The sequence below is a fragment of the Eggerthella lenta DSM 2243 genome (assembly GCF_000024265.1).
Classification (GTDB): Bacteria; Actinomycetota; Coriobacteriia; order Coriobacteriales; family Eggerthellaceae; genus Eggerthella; species Eggerthella lenta.
On the sequence record NC_013204.1, the window covers coordinates 733783 to 750000 of the forward strand.

The window sequence follows — 16218 nt, forward strand, 5'->3', positions numbered from 1 at the left end:
AGGAGGAACAAATGGGAACAAGGGATAACGAGAGCATGGGTTTAACGCGGCGTGGCTTTCTCACCGGCGCGCTCGCCCTCGGCGCGGTCGGCGCGGGCAGCATGCTTGCGGGATGCTCGTCCGAGGGGGGCGCGGGCGCTCCGGCAAGCGACGAGCGTGCGTGGGATCAAGAAACCGACGTGGTGGTGGTCGGAACGGGCTTCGCCGGTTTGGCAGCCGCTCATGAGGCTGCGAAGGCGGGCAGCCAGGTCGTTCTTGTCGAAAAAGCTCCCGAAAAGTACGCAGGCGGCAATAGCCGCGCATGCGCCCAGGCCATCTGGTCGCCGGAAAAGACCGCCGAAGGCGTTGCCTACTTCAAGGAGATCACCGGCGATTACCACCTCGTCGGACTCGACGATGCCGTGATCGAGGCCTATATCGGCGGCGCGAAAGAGAACGCCGATTGGCTGTTGGACGAGTTCGAGATCGAGACGAAGACGCACAACGCCTGCGAGTACCCCGCTGCGAAAACCGCTTCGGCGGTGGGCGATTCCAACACGCTCATTCCGGCCGAAGGGTTGGGTAACGCTCGGGTCTGGGCGCCTATGTTCGAGGTGGTAGGAAGCGAGTCGGGCGTTACGTCTCTGTTCGAGACGGCCTTCACCGATCTCGTGTTCAACGAGGCTGGCGAAGCGATCGGCATCGAGGCGCAGCAAGGCGAATCGCCCCTCCTCATCAAGGCGAAGAAGGGCGTCGTGCTCGCTTGCGGCGGGTTCGAGTACAACGAGGAAATGAAGGCGAATAACTGCCGTTACCCGTCGCTCGCGTGGGGCACGCCGTACAACACGGGCGATGCTCTGACGGCGTGTCGCAAGTACGATATCGACTTCTGGCACATGAACTCCGCGACGCCGGCAACGCGCGTCGGCGTGCAGGCTACTTGGCTCGATGACGATTTCAGCGAATGCGGCTTCGACTGCGAAGTGGCAGGCGATGCCGGGTACGTGTGGACCGACAAGTACGGCAAGCGCTTCATGGACGAGACTCGCTCCTATCAGCACGGATACGGTCGCGATGCGCTGTTCTACAACGACTCCGCCAAGATGGAATGGCCGCGCCTGCCGTTCTGGCAGGTTGTCGACGAGAGCACGCTGCCGTTTATGGGAACGAGCGGCAGCGGTTGGGTGCACATCGTCGGCGGCACCAGCGCTCCCGACAGCACCGAAGAGTTGCTTTCCTCGGGCTTGATGGTCAAAGCCGACACTGTCGAGGAACTTGCTTCTCAGATGGGCGTCGAAGCGACGATCCTGCAGGAGAGTGTGGACGCGCTTTCCGGTCCCGATGACGAGTTCGGTCGAGCTGCGGAAAAGAAGCGCGCGCTTTCCGGCACGCTGTATGCGGTGCAGCTCCAGCCCATCATGGTGAACACCAACGGCGGGCCGAAGCGCGATGCGAGTGCGCGCATCGTGCATACGGACGGCACGCCTGTCGAGCGGCTGTTCTCCGCTGGCGAGCTCGGCTCCGTATGGGCTTGGTACTACCAGGGTGCCGGCAACGTGAGCGAATGCATGGTGTTCGGCCGCATCGCCGGGCGCAATGCCGCTGCGCTGACTCCTTGGGACGCTGAAGCTTAGGGCTTCATCTGTTCCGTGACGCGGCCGTCCTTCCGACTCCCTCCCTCGTGCGGAAGGGCGGCCAAGAACCTGCGGGCGATCCGGAAGGTATCGCTCGCTCATCTGCCAAGGAGGCAATGCGATGAAGAAGTTTACGGGTGCGGCGACGATTTCGTGCGCAGTCATCGCGTTGGCGTTGACCGCCTGCGCGCCCCAGTCGAACGAAAACGGAGCCGCATCGGCCGACGATGCGAAGGAGACCCCGATCACGGTTGCGTGGTCGGCGGACTCGGAGTGTGGCACCTGCCATGCGACCGAGCAGGCGTCGTACGACGACGCGGCTTGCGTGGCCAGCACGCACGAAGGGCAAGCGTGCATTTCGTGCCATGCTGACGCTTCCGGTCTGGCGACGGCTCACGAGGGCAAGACCGCGTCCGATACCATGCCCAAGAAGCTGAAGAAGACGGAGGTGCCCGACGACGCATGCCTGTCGTGCCACTACGGTGCTCGCGAAGAACTCGTTGCAGCCACCGTCGACGTCGCGGTGGTCGATTCGAAAGGCACGGCGGTGAACCCGCACGATGTGACTCCGAGCGAGCAGCACGATACTATCCGATGCGCGGATTGCCACGGCATGCACGATGCCGAGAAGCTTGCCGACAAAGCCGATGCGGAATGCGCAAGCTGCCATCACGCCGACGTGTTCGAGTGCTACACGTGCCACGATTGACGCGACCGCTGCGCGGACGTCCGAGAAGGGGGCATGCGTGCAACAAGCTGCGCATACCCCCTCTGTTCCTCTTGTGGAACCTCGGTCGAAACCCTCGCGCGCGCACCGCGGTGCGCTACCATGACGCTCATGGAAACCATTAAGCGACATGACACCGGTCCCGCGGTCGAAGACGTGCAGCAGCGCCTCGTCACCATCGGGCTGCTCGATCCCGCCGACGTCGACGGGGCGTTCGGCGATACCACGGCCGAGGCCGTGCAGGCGTTCTGCGGCGGCGCGGGCCTGCCTCTCACCGACGAGGTGACCGAGAAGGTGTGGGCGGCGCTCGTCGACGCCTCGTTCACGCTGGGCGACCGCACCCTGTACCTGCGCATGCCGCACTTCCACGGCCACGACGTGCTGGAGCTGCAGCACGCGCTGGGCGCGCTCGGCTTCGCCTGCGGCGCCACCGACGGCATCTTCGGCGCGTTCACCGAGCTTGCGCTGCGCAAGTTCCAGCTCAACCTGGGCCTGCCGTCCGACGGCATCGCCGGCGCCTACACGTACGCCGCCATCCGCAACCTCCACCATTCGTGGGAGGGCAAGGAAGCGGTGCACGGTTCCAGCCACCTCGGGTTCGCCCGCGCCGCCGACGTGCTCGAGCGCAATGCGCTGTGCCTGTTCGGCACGCAGGATTTTACGCGCAGCGTCGCATCGCGCATGTCGAATCTCGCGCTGGCCACGAACCCCGCTTCCAAGATCATGAGCGCCGATTCTCTGCTCGTCGCCCCCGACGAGTCCATGTTGCTTGTGCATATCGTCCTGCCGGGCGAGCTGACGGTGACCACCGTGCCGCGCGTCAGCTTCGATGACGAGGAGACGCTTTCTCTGCGTCTCGAGACGGCTATCGGCGTGGCCGACGCCGCCAGTCCGTCGCGCATCGCCGTCGAGCTTCCCGGCATTATGTGGGAAGACGCGGGCGAGGGTCGTTCCGCGCAGCATTTCGCTATTACGCTGCTCGACGCCTTGTGCACTGCGCTGTCGTAAGCTCGGCACCCTGATCGTAGACGCTGCACCCCCCTCCGCCATTCCGAGCAAGCGAGGTCTTCGGGATGCCATCCTGAGAGAGTGCGGTCCGCTCCCGTCATCCTGAGCGAGCGAAGCGAGTCGAAGGCCGCGTTGCGCGTGGCGAGGAGGCTTGCGGCATCTCCTCGATCGGAAGCTCGAACGCTCGCGCTCTTTGATCGAAACCTTCCTACACCAGCTGATGTATTCTCGTGTCGGTTCGATGACGGATATGCAAAAGTTAATGATTTCCGCAGGTGAGGGCTTTATACTGCTGTCAAACACCAACCGATTCGAAAGCAGGTTATCATGGCTGACGATACGAAGAACACCGACTCTGGCACCCCGCAGCAGCCCGACGCGGCTCCGCAGCCTCCCGCGACGCCCCCGACCGAGCCGTTGCCTCAGCAGCAACCTTCTATGGGCCAGCAGGTTCCTCCCGCGCAGCCCCAGCCGCAGCAACCGATGTACGGCGCTCCGCAGCCTCAGCCGCAGGCTTTCTACCCGCCTGCTCCGCTCATGCAGCTCACCGGCGGCATGAAGTTCGCTTGGCTTGTGGTGGGCGCCTTGCTGGGCATTCCGGGTATCATCATCGCTTGGCTTGTGAACGTCGACAAGATGCCGCAGGTGAAAAGCGATGCCCTCAAGTTCGCCATCATCGGTTTCGTCATCTGGATCGTGCTGCAGTTCATCTTCGGCATGATCGTGTTCGGAACCATCTCGGCCGCGATGTACGGGCTGATGAACTCGGTGGATATGGGCTCCTACAACTACGGCTACCACGGATCTTGGTAATCGACCGGATAAATCTGTAAATCGCTTCACATTGGAAGAGCCCAGCGGGGCTCTTCCTTTTGCGTGCTAAAGCGAGTGGTACAATTGTGAGCGATTTCCAGGGTCCGTGCGGGGAAGCGCGGGCGCCAGAGACCCACCGCACAAAGGAGCACACATGCCACGTCCCATGACCATGGCGGAGAAGATCCTCGCCGCCCATGCGGGGCTCGACGAAGTGGAGCCGGGTCAGCTGATCGAATGCGATCTCGACCTCGTGCTGTCCAACGACGTCACCGCCCCCATTGCCGTCAAAGAGTTCCGCAAGATCGGCGTCGAGAAGGTGTTCAATCCTACGAAGATCGCTCTCGTCCCCGATCACTACGTCCCCAACAAGGACATCAAGAGCGCCGAGCAGGCCAAGATCGTGCGCGATTTCGCGCGCGAGCAGGGTATCACCCACTACTACGAGGTGGGCTGCATGGGCGTCGAGCATGCGCTGCTCCCCGAGCAGGGCGTCGTCGGCGCGGGCGACCTCATCATCGGCGCGGACAGCCACACCTGCACGTACGGCGCGCTGGGCGCGTTCGCCACGGGCGTGGGCTCCACCGACGCCGGTGTGGGCTACGCCACCGGCAAGGCGTGGTTCAAGGTGCCCGAGTCTCTGCTGTTCAAGATCGAGGGCGAGCTGGCTCCCGGCGTCACCGGCAAGGACGTCATCCTGCACATCATCGGCATGATCGGCGTGGACGGCGCGCTCTACCAGGCCATGGAGTTCACCGGCAGCGCCATCCGCGCCATGGACATGGACGAGCGCATGAGCATCTCGAACATGGCCATCGAGGCGGGCGGCAAGGCCGGGCTCATCGAGGTCGACGACGTGACGCGCGCCTACCTGGACGGCCGCACCGAGCGCCCCTACACCGAGTACCATTCCGACGCGGACGCGACGTATGCGAAGGTGTACGAGATCGACGCCGCCTCCATCGTGCCCACCGTGTCGTTCCCGCACCTGCCGTCGAACACGCGCCCGGCCGCCGAGGCGCGCGACGTCAAAATCGATCAGGCCGTCATCGGCAGCTGCACGAACGGCCGCATCGCCGACATGCGCCAGGCCGCCGACGTGCTGCGCGGCCGCACGGTGCATCCCGACGTGCGCTGCATCGTGATCCCCGCCACGCAGGCGGTGTATCGCCAGTGCATGGAGGAAGGCCTCATGGACGTGTTCCTCGACGCGAACTGCGCCGTGTCCACGCCTACGTGCGGCCCCTGCCTGGGCGGCTACATGGGCATTCTCGCCGCAGGCGAGCGCGCCATCGCCACGACGAACCGCAACTTCGTCGGCCGCATGGGCGACCCCACCAGCGAGGTGTACCTGTCCTCGCCGGCCATCGCCGCGGCAAGCGCCGTGCTCGGCCACATCGGCCTGCCGGAAGACCTGGACTAGGAGGAGCTGCGATCATGCAATTCAAAGGAACCGCGCACCGCTACGGGCGCGACATCGATACCGACGTCATCATCCCGGCCCGCTACCTGACCACGTCCGATCCGGCGGAGCTGGCGAAGCACTGCCTGGAGGATCTCGACACGTCGTTCGTCGAACGCGTGCAGCCGGGCGACATCATCGTGGCCGACGAGAACTTCGGCTGCGGCTCGTCGCGCGAGCATGCCCCCATCGCCATCAAGGCGGCGGGCGTCGACGTCGTCATCGCCAAGAGCTTCGCGCGCATCTTCTACCGCAACTCCATCAACACGGGCCTCGCCATCATGGAGTGCCCCGAAGCGGTGGACGCCATCAGCCAGGGCGACGTGGTGTCGGTGGATGCCGATACGGGCGTCATCGTGGACGAGACGACGGGCCAGACGTACCAGGCTCAGCCGTTCCCCCCGTTCATCCGCGAGATCATCGAAGCCGGCGGCCTCATCAACCGCACGAAGGCGAAACTTGGCGAGGAGTAGATCAATGACCAGGACCTATAACATCTGCCTGCTTCCCGGCGACGGCATCGGCCCCGAGATCATCGCCGAGGGCGTCAAGGTGCTGGACGCGGTGGGCGCGAAGTACGATACGGCGTTCTCCTACACCGAGGCGCTGCTGGGCGGGTGCGCCATCGATGCGTGCGGCACCGCGCTGCCGGACGAGACGCTGCGCGTGGCCGAATCGTCCGACGCCGTGCTGCTGGCGGCGGTCGGCGGTCCGAAGTGGGATACCACCGACCCCGCGAAGCCGCGTCCCGAGCAGGGCCTGTTGGGCATCCGCAAGGCGTTGGGCCTGTACACGAACCTGCGTCCCGTGCAGATCTTCGCCGCGTTGGCCGACGCGTCCACCCTCAAGCCCGAGATCGTGGACGGCGTGGACATGATGATTGTCCGCGAGCTGACGGGCGGCTTGTACTTCGGCCGCCGCGAGCGTTTCTACGACGAAGAAGGCTGCGGCTCGGACGGCGCCGCCGGCCAGCGCGCCTACGACACGTTGGAATACCGCGAGTACGAGGTGGAGCGCATCGCGCGCCAGGCGTTCGAAGCCGCGCGCAAGCGCCGTAACAAGGTGACCAGCGTCGACAAGGCGAACGTGCTGGAAACCAGCCGCATGTGGCGTGAGATCGTGCACCGCGTCGGCTCAGAGGAATACCCCGACGTGGAGCTCGAGGACCTGCTCGTGGACAACACGGCCATGCAGCTGATCAGCCGCCCTGTCGACTTCGACGTGGTGGTGACCGAGAACATGTTCGGCGACATCCTGTCCGACGAGGCCGCCCAGATCACCGGCTCGCTGGGCATGCTGGCCAGCGCCAGCCTCGGCGACGGCACCGCCCTCTACGAGCCCAGCCACGGCAGCGCGCCCGACATCGCGGGACGCGGGATCGCGAACCCGCTCGCGCAGATCCTGTCCGTCGAGATGATGCTGCGCTATAGCTTCGACATGGGCGAGGCCGCCGACGACATTCGCCGCGCGGTGACCGCCGTGCTCGACGAGGGCTGGCGCACCGGCGACATCAAACAGTCCGACACGCCCGCCGACAAGCTGGTCGGCACGGCGCAGATGGGCGATCTCGTGGTGTCGCGTTTGTAGCGCGTTCCTTGCAAAGTAAAAAAGAAGCGCCCTGAACGGGCGCTTCTTTTTTGTCAGCGGTCTCGTTTACGGCTTCGGTCCCTTCGATACGACGATGACCACCTTGCCTTCTTGCACGCTTTGGCTGATCACCGTGCCTTCCGGAACCGTGTCGGAGTACTCCTCGATGTAGCCCGCCTTGTAGCCGTTCAGTATCTGGATGGCTTCCTCGAAGGTCTTGCCCACGGCGCTTGGAGCCGAGTTCACGTCCTTCTCGCGGCTTTCGCCGTCCTCGTCCTTCTCTTCTTCCACCTTCTTGCCCAGCTTGTTCTTCTGAGCGATGTTGTACGGGTTGTTGTACGGCGGATCCGCGACGGTGGGGAAGTTCTCGATGGCCTTGCCGCTGGTCGCCCGATCCATGAAGTCCTTCCATAGCGCGTTCGCCGTGAGCCCGTGGTCGGTCTCAATAGCGCCGGACGGGTCGCCGATCCAAGCCGCGCACGACAGGCTGGGCGTATAGCCCACCAGCCAGTGGTCGGTGAACGAGCTGGCGGTGCCCGTCTTGCCTGCAACCGGCTGCCCGCTGTTCAACCGCGCCGACGTGGCCGTGCCGTTGCTCTGCGTGAACACCGTTTCCAACACCTTCGTCGTGGCGGCGGCGACCTTCTCGTCCAACACGCGTTCGCCGGTGTCGCTCTCCTCCTGAGGCCAGATGACGTTGCCGTCGCGGTCGAGGATCTTTGTGATCACCGTGGGCTCGCGTTTCACGCCGCCGCTGGCCAGCGTGGCGTAGGCGCTCGCCATCTCCAACGGATTGACGTCGGCCACGCCCTCGGTTGCGGTGTACACGGGCTGCATGGGGGAGGTCACGCCCAGGCGGCTGGCCATCTCGGTAGTGGATGCCTGGCCGATGGAGTTCGACAGGCGCAGGTAGCCGGTGTTCGACGAGATGGCCGTCGCGCTTTGGATCGTCTGGATGCCGTAGTCGTTGCCGTTGAAGTTCTCGAAGTCCTCGGGTGCGCCATCCTGTCCCTTCTTGAGGGGAGAGGTGCAATCGACCAGCGTCTGAGGCGAGATGCCCTGTTCGATGGCTGCGGCCAACGTGAACGCCTTGAACGTCGATCCGGCCTGGCGTCCCGTTCCGCCGTCGCCCGTGGCGATGTTCACCTGGCTTTCCCCTTCGCCTTGGCCGTACGGCACTCCGCGCGTCATCGCCTTCACTTGGCCGGTTGCCACGTCGATGGCTACGATGGAGGCGTCCAAGTTGTCGGCCATGTTCGCGCGCTGGTTGTCCACCGCCGCCTGCGCCGCGTCCTGCAGCTCGGGGTCGAGCGAGGTGTAGATGGTCAGTCCGCCTTTGAACAGGTCGGCATACGAGCATCCGTAGGGGTTGTTCTCGTCGAACAGCAACGAACGCACGTAGCTGGTGAAAAAGGGATAGGCGTAGATGCCGTCGGCTGGTGCGTCGGGCGCCGGGTTCAGCCCCAGCTCCTCGGCTTGGGCATCGTCGTGCTCCTGCTGCGTGATGTCGCCGGCCGACAGCATGCGGTCGAGCACCACGTTGCGGCGCGCCAGGCAGGCGTCCGGGTACACCTTGGGATTAAGATAGGTGGGCGACTGCGGGATGCCTACGAGCGTGGCGGCCTGCGCGAGCGTCAGGTCGAGCGCCGACACCTGGAAGTAGTTCTGCGCGGCCGCTTCGATGCCGTAGCAGCCGTCCCCGTAGTTGATGATGTTCAAGTACTTGACCAGGATGTCGTCTTTGCTGAAGCGTTTCTCCAAATCGATGGCCAGCTCGGCCTCGCGGATCTTGCGCTCGAAGGAGATGTCGGTCGCCTCTTCGGACAACACGGTGTTGCGCACGAGCTGTTGGGTGATGGTGGAAGCGCCTTCCAGGTCGCCGCCGCGCAGGTTGTTGACGAAGGCGCGCGCGATACCGGGGATGTCCACGCCTTCGTGCTCGTAGAAACGCACGTCCTCGGTGTCGACGGTGCCTTCCAGCACGTATGGGCTGATCTCCTCGTACGTTACCGGATCGCGCTTTTCCAGCTGGAACTCCGCCAGCAACGTGGCTTCGTCGCCTGCGTACATCACAGATTCGCGGGATGTGTTGGTGAAGTCGGTGTCCTCGATGCTGGGGAGGTTCTTCGTCCAGCCTTCCATGACGCCGAGGGCGCCCTGAACTCCTGCGTAGCCGACGAAGCAAAGGGCTGCCACCGTGACGAGGAGGCCCCATTTCACCGCATGGGTGCGCATTTCGCGCTGTTTTCTCCGTATTTTCATCGTTCGACTATACTACCATAGCGCTGATACCGAACCGTAACGTTCGGTCGGATAACCCCGGAACTCTCTACACCAGCTCGCATCCTGTTCGAAAGGGTGCAAAACGTACGGCTATATATAGGTAAGGATCTACCATGTCTCATGCCATCGAACTGCTCGCGCCCGCCGGCAACGCCGCGGCGCTTCGTGCCGCCGTGCGCGGCGGGGCCGACGCCGTGTATTTGGGCCTCGACTCGTTCAACGCCCGCCGCGGAGCCGACAACTTCACGCTTGAGACACTGGCCGATGCCTGCGCCTACGCGCATCTGCGTGGGGTTCGCGTGTACGTGACGTTCAACACCGCCGTGCTGCCTTCCGAGGTGGCCCGTGCGCTCGAAACGGTGCGCCAGGCGTATCGCGCTGGGGCGGATGCCTTCATCGTGCAAGACATCGGCATCGCATCCGAGATCTCCCGCGCGCTCCCCGAAGCGCGACTGCATATATCGACGCAGATGAACACGCATAACGCGGCCGGCATCGAGGCGGCGGCGAGGCTGGGCGCCCAGCGCGTCACGCTGGCACGCGAGCTGTCCGTCCTCGAGATCGCCCATCTCGCCGAGGTGGCCGACGGCTACGGCATGGAGGTGGAGTCGTTCGCTCACGGCGCGCTGTGCGTGTGCTACTCCGGCCAGTGCTTCATGTCGTCGCTCATCGGCGGCCGTTCGGCGAACCGCGGGCTGTGCGCCCAGGCGTGCCGTCTGCCCTACACGCTGCACAACGTGGCGCTGCGCAAGAACCTGCCCGCGCCGGGCGAGCATCTGCTGTCCCCGCAGGACCTGTGCGCCATCGACTTGCTGCCCGAACTGGTGGAAGCGGGCGTCACGTCGTTCAAGATCGAGGGTCGCATGAAGTCGCCCGAGTACGTGTTCGCCGTCACGCAGACGTACCGCGCCGTACTCGATCGCACGCTGGCCGAGCGCGCTGCGGGAAGCGGCAAGGACGTGCGGGCCGCCGAAGACGAGCATCGCACCCTGGCCGAGGCGTTCTCCCGCGGGTTCACCACGGCCTACCTGGAGAACCAGCGCGGCAACGACATCATGAGCTACGGGCGCCCGAACAACCGCGGCGTGTTCGTGGGTCGCGTGACGTCGGCGAAGAACGGCGTCGCCACCGTCGCGGCCGAGCGGCCGCTCGCACCGGGCGACGTGTTGGAGTTCTGGACGAACAAGGGTCACTTCGCCTACACGCTCGACCAGGTGTCTCTCGACAAGCAAGGCAATGTTCGCATGGCGCCCGACCGTCCGGTGGGGAAGGGCGACCGCGTGTTCCGCGTCCGCAGCGCCGAAGCGGCGTTTGAAGACGACGTATTCGAGCCGCGCGTCGCGGTGACGGGTCGCGTGGTGCTGCGCATCGGCCAGCCGCTGCGCGTAGAGTTCTCGCTGGCGCCGAGCGCTGCAGCGCGTCATCCTGAGCGCAGCGAGGCGCAGCCGAGCGAAGTCGAGGGATCCCGTGCGGCGACAGCCCATACCCCCCCGATCGGCGCAGCCGAAGGCGTTGCGATCGAGCCCGCGCGTACGAAGCCGGTGACGGTCGACGACGTGCGTGCGCATGTCGATCGCCTGGGTCAAACTCCGTTTCTGCTAGAATCGCTCGAGGTCGAACTCGACGAGGGTGTGGGTATCGGCTTCTCGCAGCTGCACCGCGTGCGCGCCGCCGCGCTCGACGACCTTGCGCAGCAGCTGCTCGCGCCCACGCGCAACCGTGCGTTGCCGCGTGTGCGGGAGCGCACGGCGCTTGCGCCCGCGCGCCCGCGCGGCGTGCGCATCGCGGCGTGGGCCACGAATCCTGCCTGCGCACGCGCGGCGAAGCGGGCAGGCGCTGACATCATCTACGTGCCTGCGCTCAACTACAAGCGCGGCGAGGCCGTGGTGGCGGGCCAACGTTCTGCCACTGCAGAGCAAGCGGGCTATCCGAAGCAGGCCGTCGTGGCGCTGCCAACTGTTGAACACGACCAGGTTCCGGGCACGCGCGAGGCGGCCATCGACTTCGATCCTTGGCGCTACGTCAAGCCAGGCAAGCCTGTGCTCGTGGAGAATCTGGCCGGCCTCGTGCGCGCCGCCGAGCTGGGATGCGAGGTCGAAGTAGGGCCGCACATCCCCATCACGAATCCGCTATCGCTCGCAGCGGCCGCCGAGCTGGGAGCGCGCCGGGTGTGGCTGTCGCCCGAGCTCACGCTGGGCCAGATCGCCGACATCGCCGAAGATGCACCGGTTGAGCTAGGCCTTACCATCATCGGCGCCCAAGAGCTCATGGTCACCGAGCACTGCCTGCTCATGAGCCAAGGCCCCTGCGACGAGAACTGCGCCGAGTGTCCGCGCCGCAAGAGCCCGCATTTTCTGCGCGATCGCAAGGACTACGAGTTCCCGGTCGTCACCGACGCGCTCGGCCGCAGTCACTTGTTCAACGGTGTTCAGCTCGATGTGGCCCAGACCCTGCCCGACCTCATCCATGCGGGCGTCACGTCGTTCCTGGTGGATACCACGCTCATGAACGTCGAGGAGACCACGAAGGCCGTGCAGCGCGCCGTCCGAGCGCGCAACGTGGCCCACGCCGACGGCAACGCCATCGCCAAAACCCCCGGCACCACCAGCGGTCATCTATTCAGGGGCGTTTCCTAGGCTCTTCCCGCCATCCCGAACGAGCCTTCCCACCCCGCCATCCTGAGCGAGCGCAGCGAGTCGAAGGATCCCGTGCGGCGACAGCTGAATCGTTGACAGCTGATCCCGTGAGAGATTCTTCGACTCCGCTCATCTCGATGGCGGGCGCGCCGTTCGCACGGCTCCTCCTTGCTCCCTATGGTAGAATCATGAGCTACGTGTATAGAGAGGAAGAGAAGACCATGCTTTCCGCGGAAGAACAACTGCACACCATCGCTTCCGGCGCAGCGCAGATCGTGCCGGAGAGCGCGCTGCTCGAGAAGCTCAAGCGGGGCACGCCGCTCAACATCAAGCTGGGCGTCGATCCCACTGCTCCCGATATCCATCTCGGCCATGCCGTGCCGCTGCGCAAGCTGCGCCAGTTCCAGGATCTCGGCCACGGCGTGACGCTCATCATCGGCGACGGCACCGCGCTCATCGGCGATCCGTCGGGTCGCAACACCACGCGTCCGCAGCTCACGTCCGAGCAGATCAAGGCGAACGCCCAAACCTACGTCGACCAGGCGTTCAAGATCCTCGACCCCGAGAAGACCGCCCTGCGCTACAACTCCGAGTGGCTGCTTTCGCTCAACATGGAGGACCTGCTGAAGCTGGCCAGCAACTTCACGGTGGCCCGCATCCTCGAGCGCGACGACTTCCACAAGCGCTACACCAACAGCCAGCCCATCAGCCTGCACGAATTCCTCTACCCGCTCATGCAGGCCTACGACTCGGTCGTCATCAAAGCCGATGTCGAGCTGGGCGGCACCGACCAGCTGTTCAACCTGTTGGCGGGTCGCGAGCTCATGGAGAAGATGGGAATGGAGCCGCAGGTGTGCCTCACGTTGCCCTTGCTCGAGGGCACTGACGGCGTGCAGAAGATGTCGAAGAGCTACGGCAACTACATCGGCCTCACCGACGAGCCTGCCGATATGTTCGGCAAGGTCATGTCCATTCCCGACGAGCTCATGGTGAAGTACTATCGTCTCGCCTCGGCGCTGCCGGTCGATCAGATCGACGAGATCGAGCGCGGTCTGGCCGCCGACGAGCTGCATCCGAACAAGGTGAAACGCGCGCTGGCGAAGAATATCGTAGCCGCGTATTACGACGAGGCGGCGGCGCAGGCGGCCGAGGAGCAGTTCGACCTCGTGTTCAAACAGCATGCCGTGCCGGACGACATCCCCGAGTTCGCAGCCGACCTCACGCCCAACGACGACGGAACCGTGTACCTGGCGAAGCTTTTGGCCGATGCGAGCCTGGCTGCAAGCGCCGGCGAAGCGCGTCGTCTTATCGACGGCGGCGGTGTCAAGGTGAACGGCGAAGCGCTGCCTGCGAAGTCCTACAACGTGGATCCTGCGCTGCTCGCGGGCGCGACGCTGCAGGTGGGCAAGCGAAAGTTCGTGAAGCTGGTGTAGCCCGTTTCCTCGAATCGTGTAATAATCGGCAGGCGGCTTTCGGGCCGCCTGCTTTGCTTCTGGAAAAGTTTTTGAAAATATTTGCAAGGATTCGCGCCCCTCGTTCGTTTTGCATATGAAGGACGAAGCGAACGACAACAGGAGGATCGACCGAAATGAAGAAGAACGTGATCGCAATCGTGGCAGCTGTGGCTCTCGTGCTGCTCGCCGTGCCCACCATCGCATTCGCCAACGGCATGCAGCAAACTTGGTGTCCGTCCGGCGGAGCCGGGTCGCTCGCTCATCATGCGATGCGCGCAGCGGGAGACAGCGACGCCGGCGCGACGGTCGGCGCGGCTATCGCCACCGTGCGCGGCGAGTACGTTGATCTCGACAACGACGGCGTGTGCGACAACTACGGCACCGGCAACGGCACCGGAGGTCAGGGATCGTGCGCCGGCTACGTCGACGCCGACGGCGACGGCGTGTGCGACAACTACGGCGCGGGCCAGGGGTCGCGTTCTGGCTACGTCGACGCCGACGGTGACGGAATCTGCGACAACTACGGCAACGGCTATGGCTGCGGTAACGGGCAGGGCAACGGCAACGGCTACGGTCCTGGCAACGGCAACGGCGCCGGCTACGTCGACGCCGACAATGACGGCGTGTGCGACAACTACGGCGCGGGTAACGGTCGCGGCCATCACGGCATGCGCCGCTAGCGAAAGCGGGCGGTGCGCGTGCGATCGGCAGGAGACATCGAGAGGGCGATAGAGCGGCACGGCGATGCGGTATGGCGCGTCGCCGTGCTGTACTTCCACGCTCACGCCGACGCCCAGGATGCCTTTCAGGACGCGTTTTTGAAGTACGCGCTTGCCGATCAGGTGGCGTTCAACGACGACGAGCACTGCAAGGCGTGGCTCATTCGGGTGACCGCCAACGTATGCAAGGATATGCTCAAGGCCGCATCCCGTCGCGCGGTGTCGCTCGACGACGCGGTTTGCGCAGCCTCGAACGACCCGGCCACGCAGCCCGCATCATTCTCCAGCGAGGTGGTGGACGCCATGCGTTCCCTTGACGATCCCCCTCGCACTCCCTTGTATCTTTCTCTGTACGAGGGTTATACCGCTCCGGAGATCGCGCAGATGGTGGATGCTCCCGTGAACACGGTGTACTCGTGGCTCGCGCGAGGCAAGAAGCAATTGCAGGAGGTGCTGTCATGACCGACCTCGATACGCGGGTGCGCCAGGCGTTCGATAACGTGACCGTTCCCGACGACGTGAAGCGTGGCACCCTTACCTATATAGCAAGCATTGCGGAGGCGTCTGGCGTTTCGGCGGAAACGGCTCCCGCAAGCGCTGCCGCACCGCGCAAGCACGCCCGCGCGCGCATCATTCCTCTGCGTCGTGCCGCTGCGGCGCTCGCCGCGTGTCTCGCACTGGCTTTCGCGGGATTCGGAGGCTTCGCGTACGCGCAGCCCACTACCTATGTAGGCATTGATGTCAACCCTTCCATCGAGCTTGGGGTCAACCGGTTTGGCATCGTCGTTCGGGTCGAGGCGCTCAACGGCGATGGGGAGTCATTGCTCGATGCCGTGTCGCTTACGGGTCGCGGGTATGCGGACGCTCTCAGCCTCCTCACGCAAAGCGATGCGTTCTCGCCCTATGCGCAAGAGGACTCGTACATTGAGATCAGCGTCACTTCCGACGATGCACGACAGGCGGAGGCTATCCGCCAGCAGAGCGACGCATGCCTGAGCGCGCTTCCCTGCCGCGGCTCCTGCCATGCCGTCGACGAGGGAACGCGCGAAGCCGCCGTCTCTGCAGGCATGGGCGTCGGCCGCTACCGCGCCGCTCTCGAGCTCGTTGAGCTCGACCCCAGCGTGACGCTTGAAGAATGCGCGAGCCTTTCCATGCGTGAGCTGCGCGACAGAATCGCGGCGCTTTCCTCAGGGGACAGCGAAGGAAGAGGCTCAGGGAACGGACAGCACGGCCATGGTGGCGGTGGGGGACAGCACGGCAAAGGGAATCGATAATCAACCGGTATGTGTGGCACTCGTGGAGGGTGCCACGTTTTTTTGCCGGCGTTATTAGATCTTTACCTGGGGTTTTGCCAATCCGAGCAAAAAAAGTTTGAGATTTTGCAAAATTACCCATTGCCTTACGTACACCTTACGGGTAATATACAAAACCCGCGTTTGAGGAAAGCGCGGAACGGATCTCTCCTGAAGCACCAAAGAGATAAGCAATCTCCGAACGGCTTCAAAGAATTTTGAAAAAAGTTCTTGACAGGAAAGAAACGATACAGTAAAGTATTTCCTCACGCGCTTGAAACAAACAAGCGCAGCGGGATCCGAAAGGATACTGCAGAACCTTGAAAACCGGATACTGAACAGCGAAGAAGAGAAAAGCCAAGCAAACGATTCTTGCGAACGGAAACCCGGCCCGAGCGCGCACCCTCAAGACGGGGGGCGGGCGAGGGCCGAAACCAAGATCGGACTTCAGCGGGAAGCGATTCCCGCCTCTTAAACGGAGAGTTTGATCCTGGCTCAGGATGAACGCTGGCGGCGTGCCTAACACATGCAAGTCGAACGATGAAACCGCCCTCGGGCGGACATGAAGTGGCGAACGGGTGAGTAACACGTGACCAACCTGCCCCTTGCTCCGGGACAACCTTG

At 64.2% G+C, this 16218-nt stretch carries 13 protein-coding genes and 1 rRNA gene (1 of these 14 only partly in view); 13 read left to right on the forward strand and 1 reads right to left on the reverse strand.

The window, feature by feature from the left end:
- Nucleotides 1–11 precede the first annotated feature (11 nt).
- The 7 genes from ELEN_RS02900 (at nt 12) to leuB (ending at nt 7210) form a co-directional block, all read left to right on the forward strand.
- Nucleotides 12–1613, forward strand: a complete 1602-nt coding sequence (locus ELEN_RS02900) for an FAD-dependent oxidoreductase (protein ID WP_009608129.1) — start codon at nt 12–14, stop codon at nt 1611–1613.
- Nucleotides 1614–1734: 121 nt separating this feature from the next.
- Entirely contained in the window at nt 1735–2322 is a 588-nt protein-coding gene (locus ELEN_RS02905) for a hypothetical protein (protein WP_009306190.1), read from the forward strand.
- A gap of 120 nt (nt 2323–2442) precedes the next feature.
- Nucleotides 2443–3348, forward strand: a complete 906-nt coding sequence (locus tag ELEN_RS02910; protein ID WP_009306191.1) for a peptidoglycan-binding domain-containing protein — start codon at nt 2443–2445, stop codon at nt 3346–3348.
- Between the two features lie 327 nt (nt 3349–3675).
- Nucleotides 3676–4161, forward strand: coding sequence for a hypothetical protein (locus ELEN_RS02915; protein WP_009306192.1), 486 nt, complete (start codon nt 3676–3678; stop codon nt 4159–4161).
- 154 nt (nt 4162–4315) lie between these two features.
- The gene (gene leuC, locus ELEN_RS02920; RefSeq protein WP_009607939.1) at nt 4316–5584 is read left to right on the forward strand and encodes a 3-isopropylmalate dehydratase large subunit; all 1269 of its coding nucleotides are present in this window, start codon (nt 4316–4318) and stop codon (nt 5582–5584) included.
- A 14-nt stretch (nt 5585–5598) separates the two neighbouring features.
- Entirely contained in the window at nt 5599–6096 is a 498-nt protein-coding gene (locus ELEN_RS02925; protein WP_009306194.1) for a 3-isopropylmalate dehydratase small subunit, read from the forward strand.
- A gap of 4 nt (nt 6097–6100) precedes the next feature.
- Nucleotides 6101–7210 (forward strand): 3-isopropylmalate dehydrogenase, encoded by a 1110-nt coding sequence (gene leuB, locus ELEN_RS02930; RefSeq protein ID WP_009306195.1) that lies wholly within the window; start codon nt 6101–6103, stop codon nt 7208–7210.
- 66 nt (nt 7211–7276) lie between these two features.
- Here leuB and ELEN_RS02935 read toward each other — a convergent pair whose 3' ends face one another.
- Nucleotides 7277–9445, reverse strand: a complete 2169-nt coding sequence (locus ELEN_RS02935) for a transglycosylase domain-containing protein (RefSeq protein WP_009608032.1) — start codon at nt 9443–9445, stop codon at nt 7277–7279.
- A 161-nt stretch (nt 9446–9606) separates the two neighbouring features.
- On the opposite strand from ELEN_RS02935, the gene ELEN_RS02940 reads away from it, so the two are divergent.
- The 6 genes from ELEN_RS02940 to ELEN_RS02965 form a co-directional block, all read left to right on the forward strand.
- Nucleotides 9607–12129 carry a U32 family peptidase gene (locus ELEN_RS02940; protein WP_015760046.1) on the forward strand — a complete coding sequence of 841 codons (2523 nt, stop codon included), beginning with the start codon at nt 9607–9609 and terminating at the stop codon, nt 12127–12129.
- 221 nt (nt 12130–12350) lie between these two features.
- A complete protein-coding gene (gene tyrS / locus ELEN_RS02945; protein ID WP_015760047.1) occupies nt 12351–13562 on the forward strand; it encodes a tyrosine--tRNA ligase in 1212 nt (403 codons plus the stop codon).
- A gap of 155 nt (nt 13563–13717) precedes the next feature.
- Nucleotides 13718–14263, forward strand: a complete 546-nt coding sequence (locus ELEN_RS02950) for a hypothetical protein (RefSeq protein WP_015760048.1) — start codon at nt 13718–13720, stop codon at nt 14261–14263.
- An 18-nt stretch (nt 14264–14281) separates the two neighbouring features.
- Nucleotides 14282–14764, forward strand: coding sequence for an RNA polymerase sigma factor (locus ELEN_RS02955; RefSeq protein ID WP_015760049.1), 483 nt, complete (start codon nt 14282–14284; stop codon nt 14762–14764).
- Nucleotides 14761–15576, forward strand: a complete 816-nt coding sequence (locus tag ELEN_RS02960; protein ID WP_009306202.1) for an anti-sigma-I factor RsgI family protein — start codon at nt 14761–14763, stop codon at nt 15574–15576. The genes ELEN_RS02955 and ELEN_RS02960 overlap by 4 nt, the downstream gene beginning before the upstream one ends.
- A 490-nt stretch (nt 15577–16066) precedes the next feature.
- Nucleotides 16067–16218, forward strand: a 16S ribosomal RNA gene (locus ELEN_RS02965); it runs 1357 nt beyond the window's last position.

Excerpts from the sequence above, each read along its gene's own strand:
- ELEN_RS02900 (WP_009608129.1), top strand. The coding sequence starts at position 12 with ATGGGAACAAGGGATAACGAGAGCATGGGTTTAACGCGGCGTGGCTTT.
- ELEN_RS02905 (WP_009306190.1), top strand. The coding sequence starts at position 1,735 with ATGAAGAAGTTTACGGGTGCGGCGACGATTTCGTGCGCAGTCATCGCG.
- ELEN_RS02910 (WP_009306191.1), top strand. The coding sequence starts at position 2,443 with ATGACGCTCATGGAAACCATTAAGCGACATGACACCGGTCCCGCGGTC.
- ELEN_RS02915 (WP_009306192.1), top strand. The coding sequence starts at position 3,676 with ATGGCTGACGATACGAAGAACACCGACTCTGGCACCCCGCAGCAGCCC.
- leuC (WP_009607939.1), top strand. The coding sequence starts at position 4,316 with ATGCCACGTCCCATGACCATGGCGGAGAAGATCCTCGCCGCCCATGCG.
- ELEN_RS02925 (WP_009306194.1), top strand. The coding sequence starts at position 5,599 with ATGCAATTCAAAGGAACCGCGCACCGCTACGGGCGCGACATCGATACC.
- leuB (WP_009306195.1), top strand. The coding sequence starts at position 6,101 with ATGACCAGGACCTATAACATCTGCCTGCTTCCCGGCGACGGCATCGGC.
- ELEN_RS02935 (WP_009608032.1), bottom strand. The coding sequence starts at position 9,445 with ATGCGCACCCATGCGGTGAAATGGGGCCTCCTCGTCACGGTGGCAGCC.
- ELEN_RS02940 (WP_015760046.1), top strand. The coding sequence starts at position 9,607 with ATGTCTCATGCCATCGAACTGCTCGCGCCCGCCGGCAACGCCGCGGCG.
- tyrS (WP_015760047.1), top strand. The coding sequence starts at position 12,351 with ATGCTTTCCGCGGAAGAACAACTGCACACCATCGCTTCCGGCGCAGCG.
- ELEN_RS02950 (WP_015760048.1), top strand. The coding sequence starts at position 13,718 with ATGAAGAAGAACGTGATCGCAATCGTGGCAGCTGTGGCTCTCGTGCTG.
- ELEN_RS02960 (WP_009306202.1), top strand. The coding sequence starts at position 14,761 with ATGACCGACCTCGATACGCGGGTGCGCCAGGCGTTCGATAACGTGACC.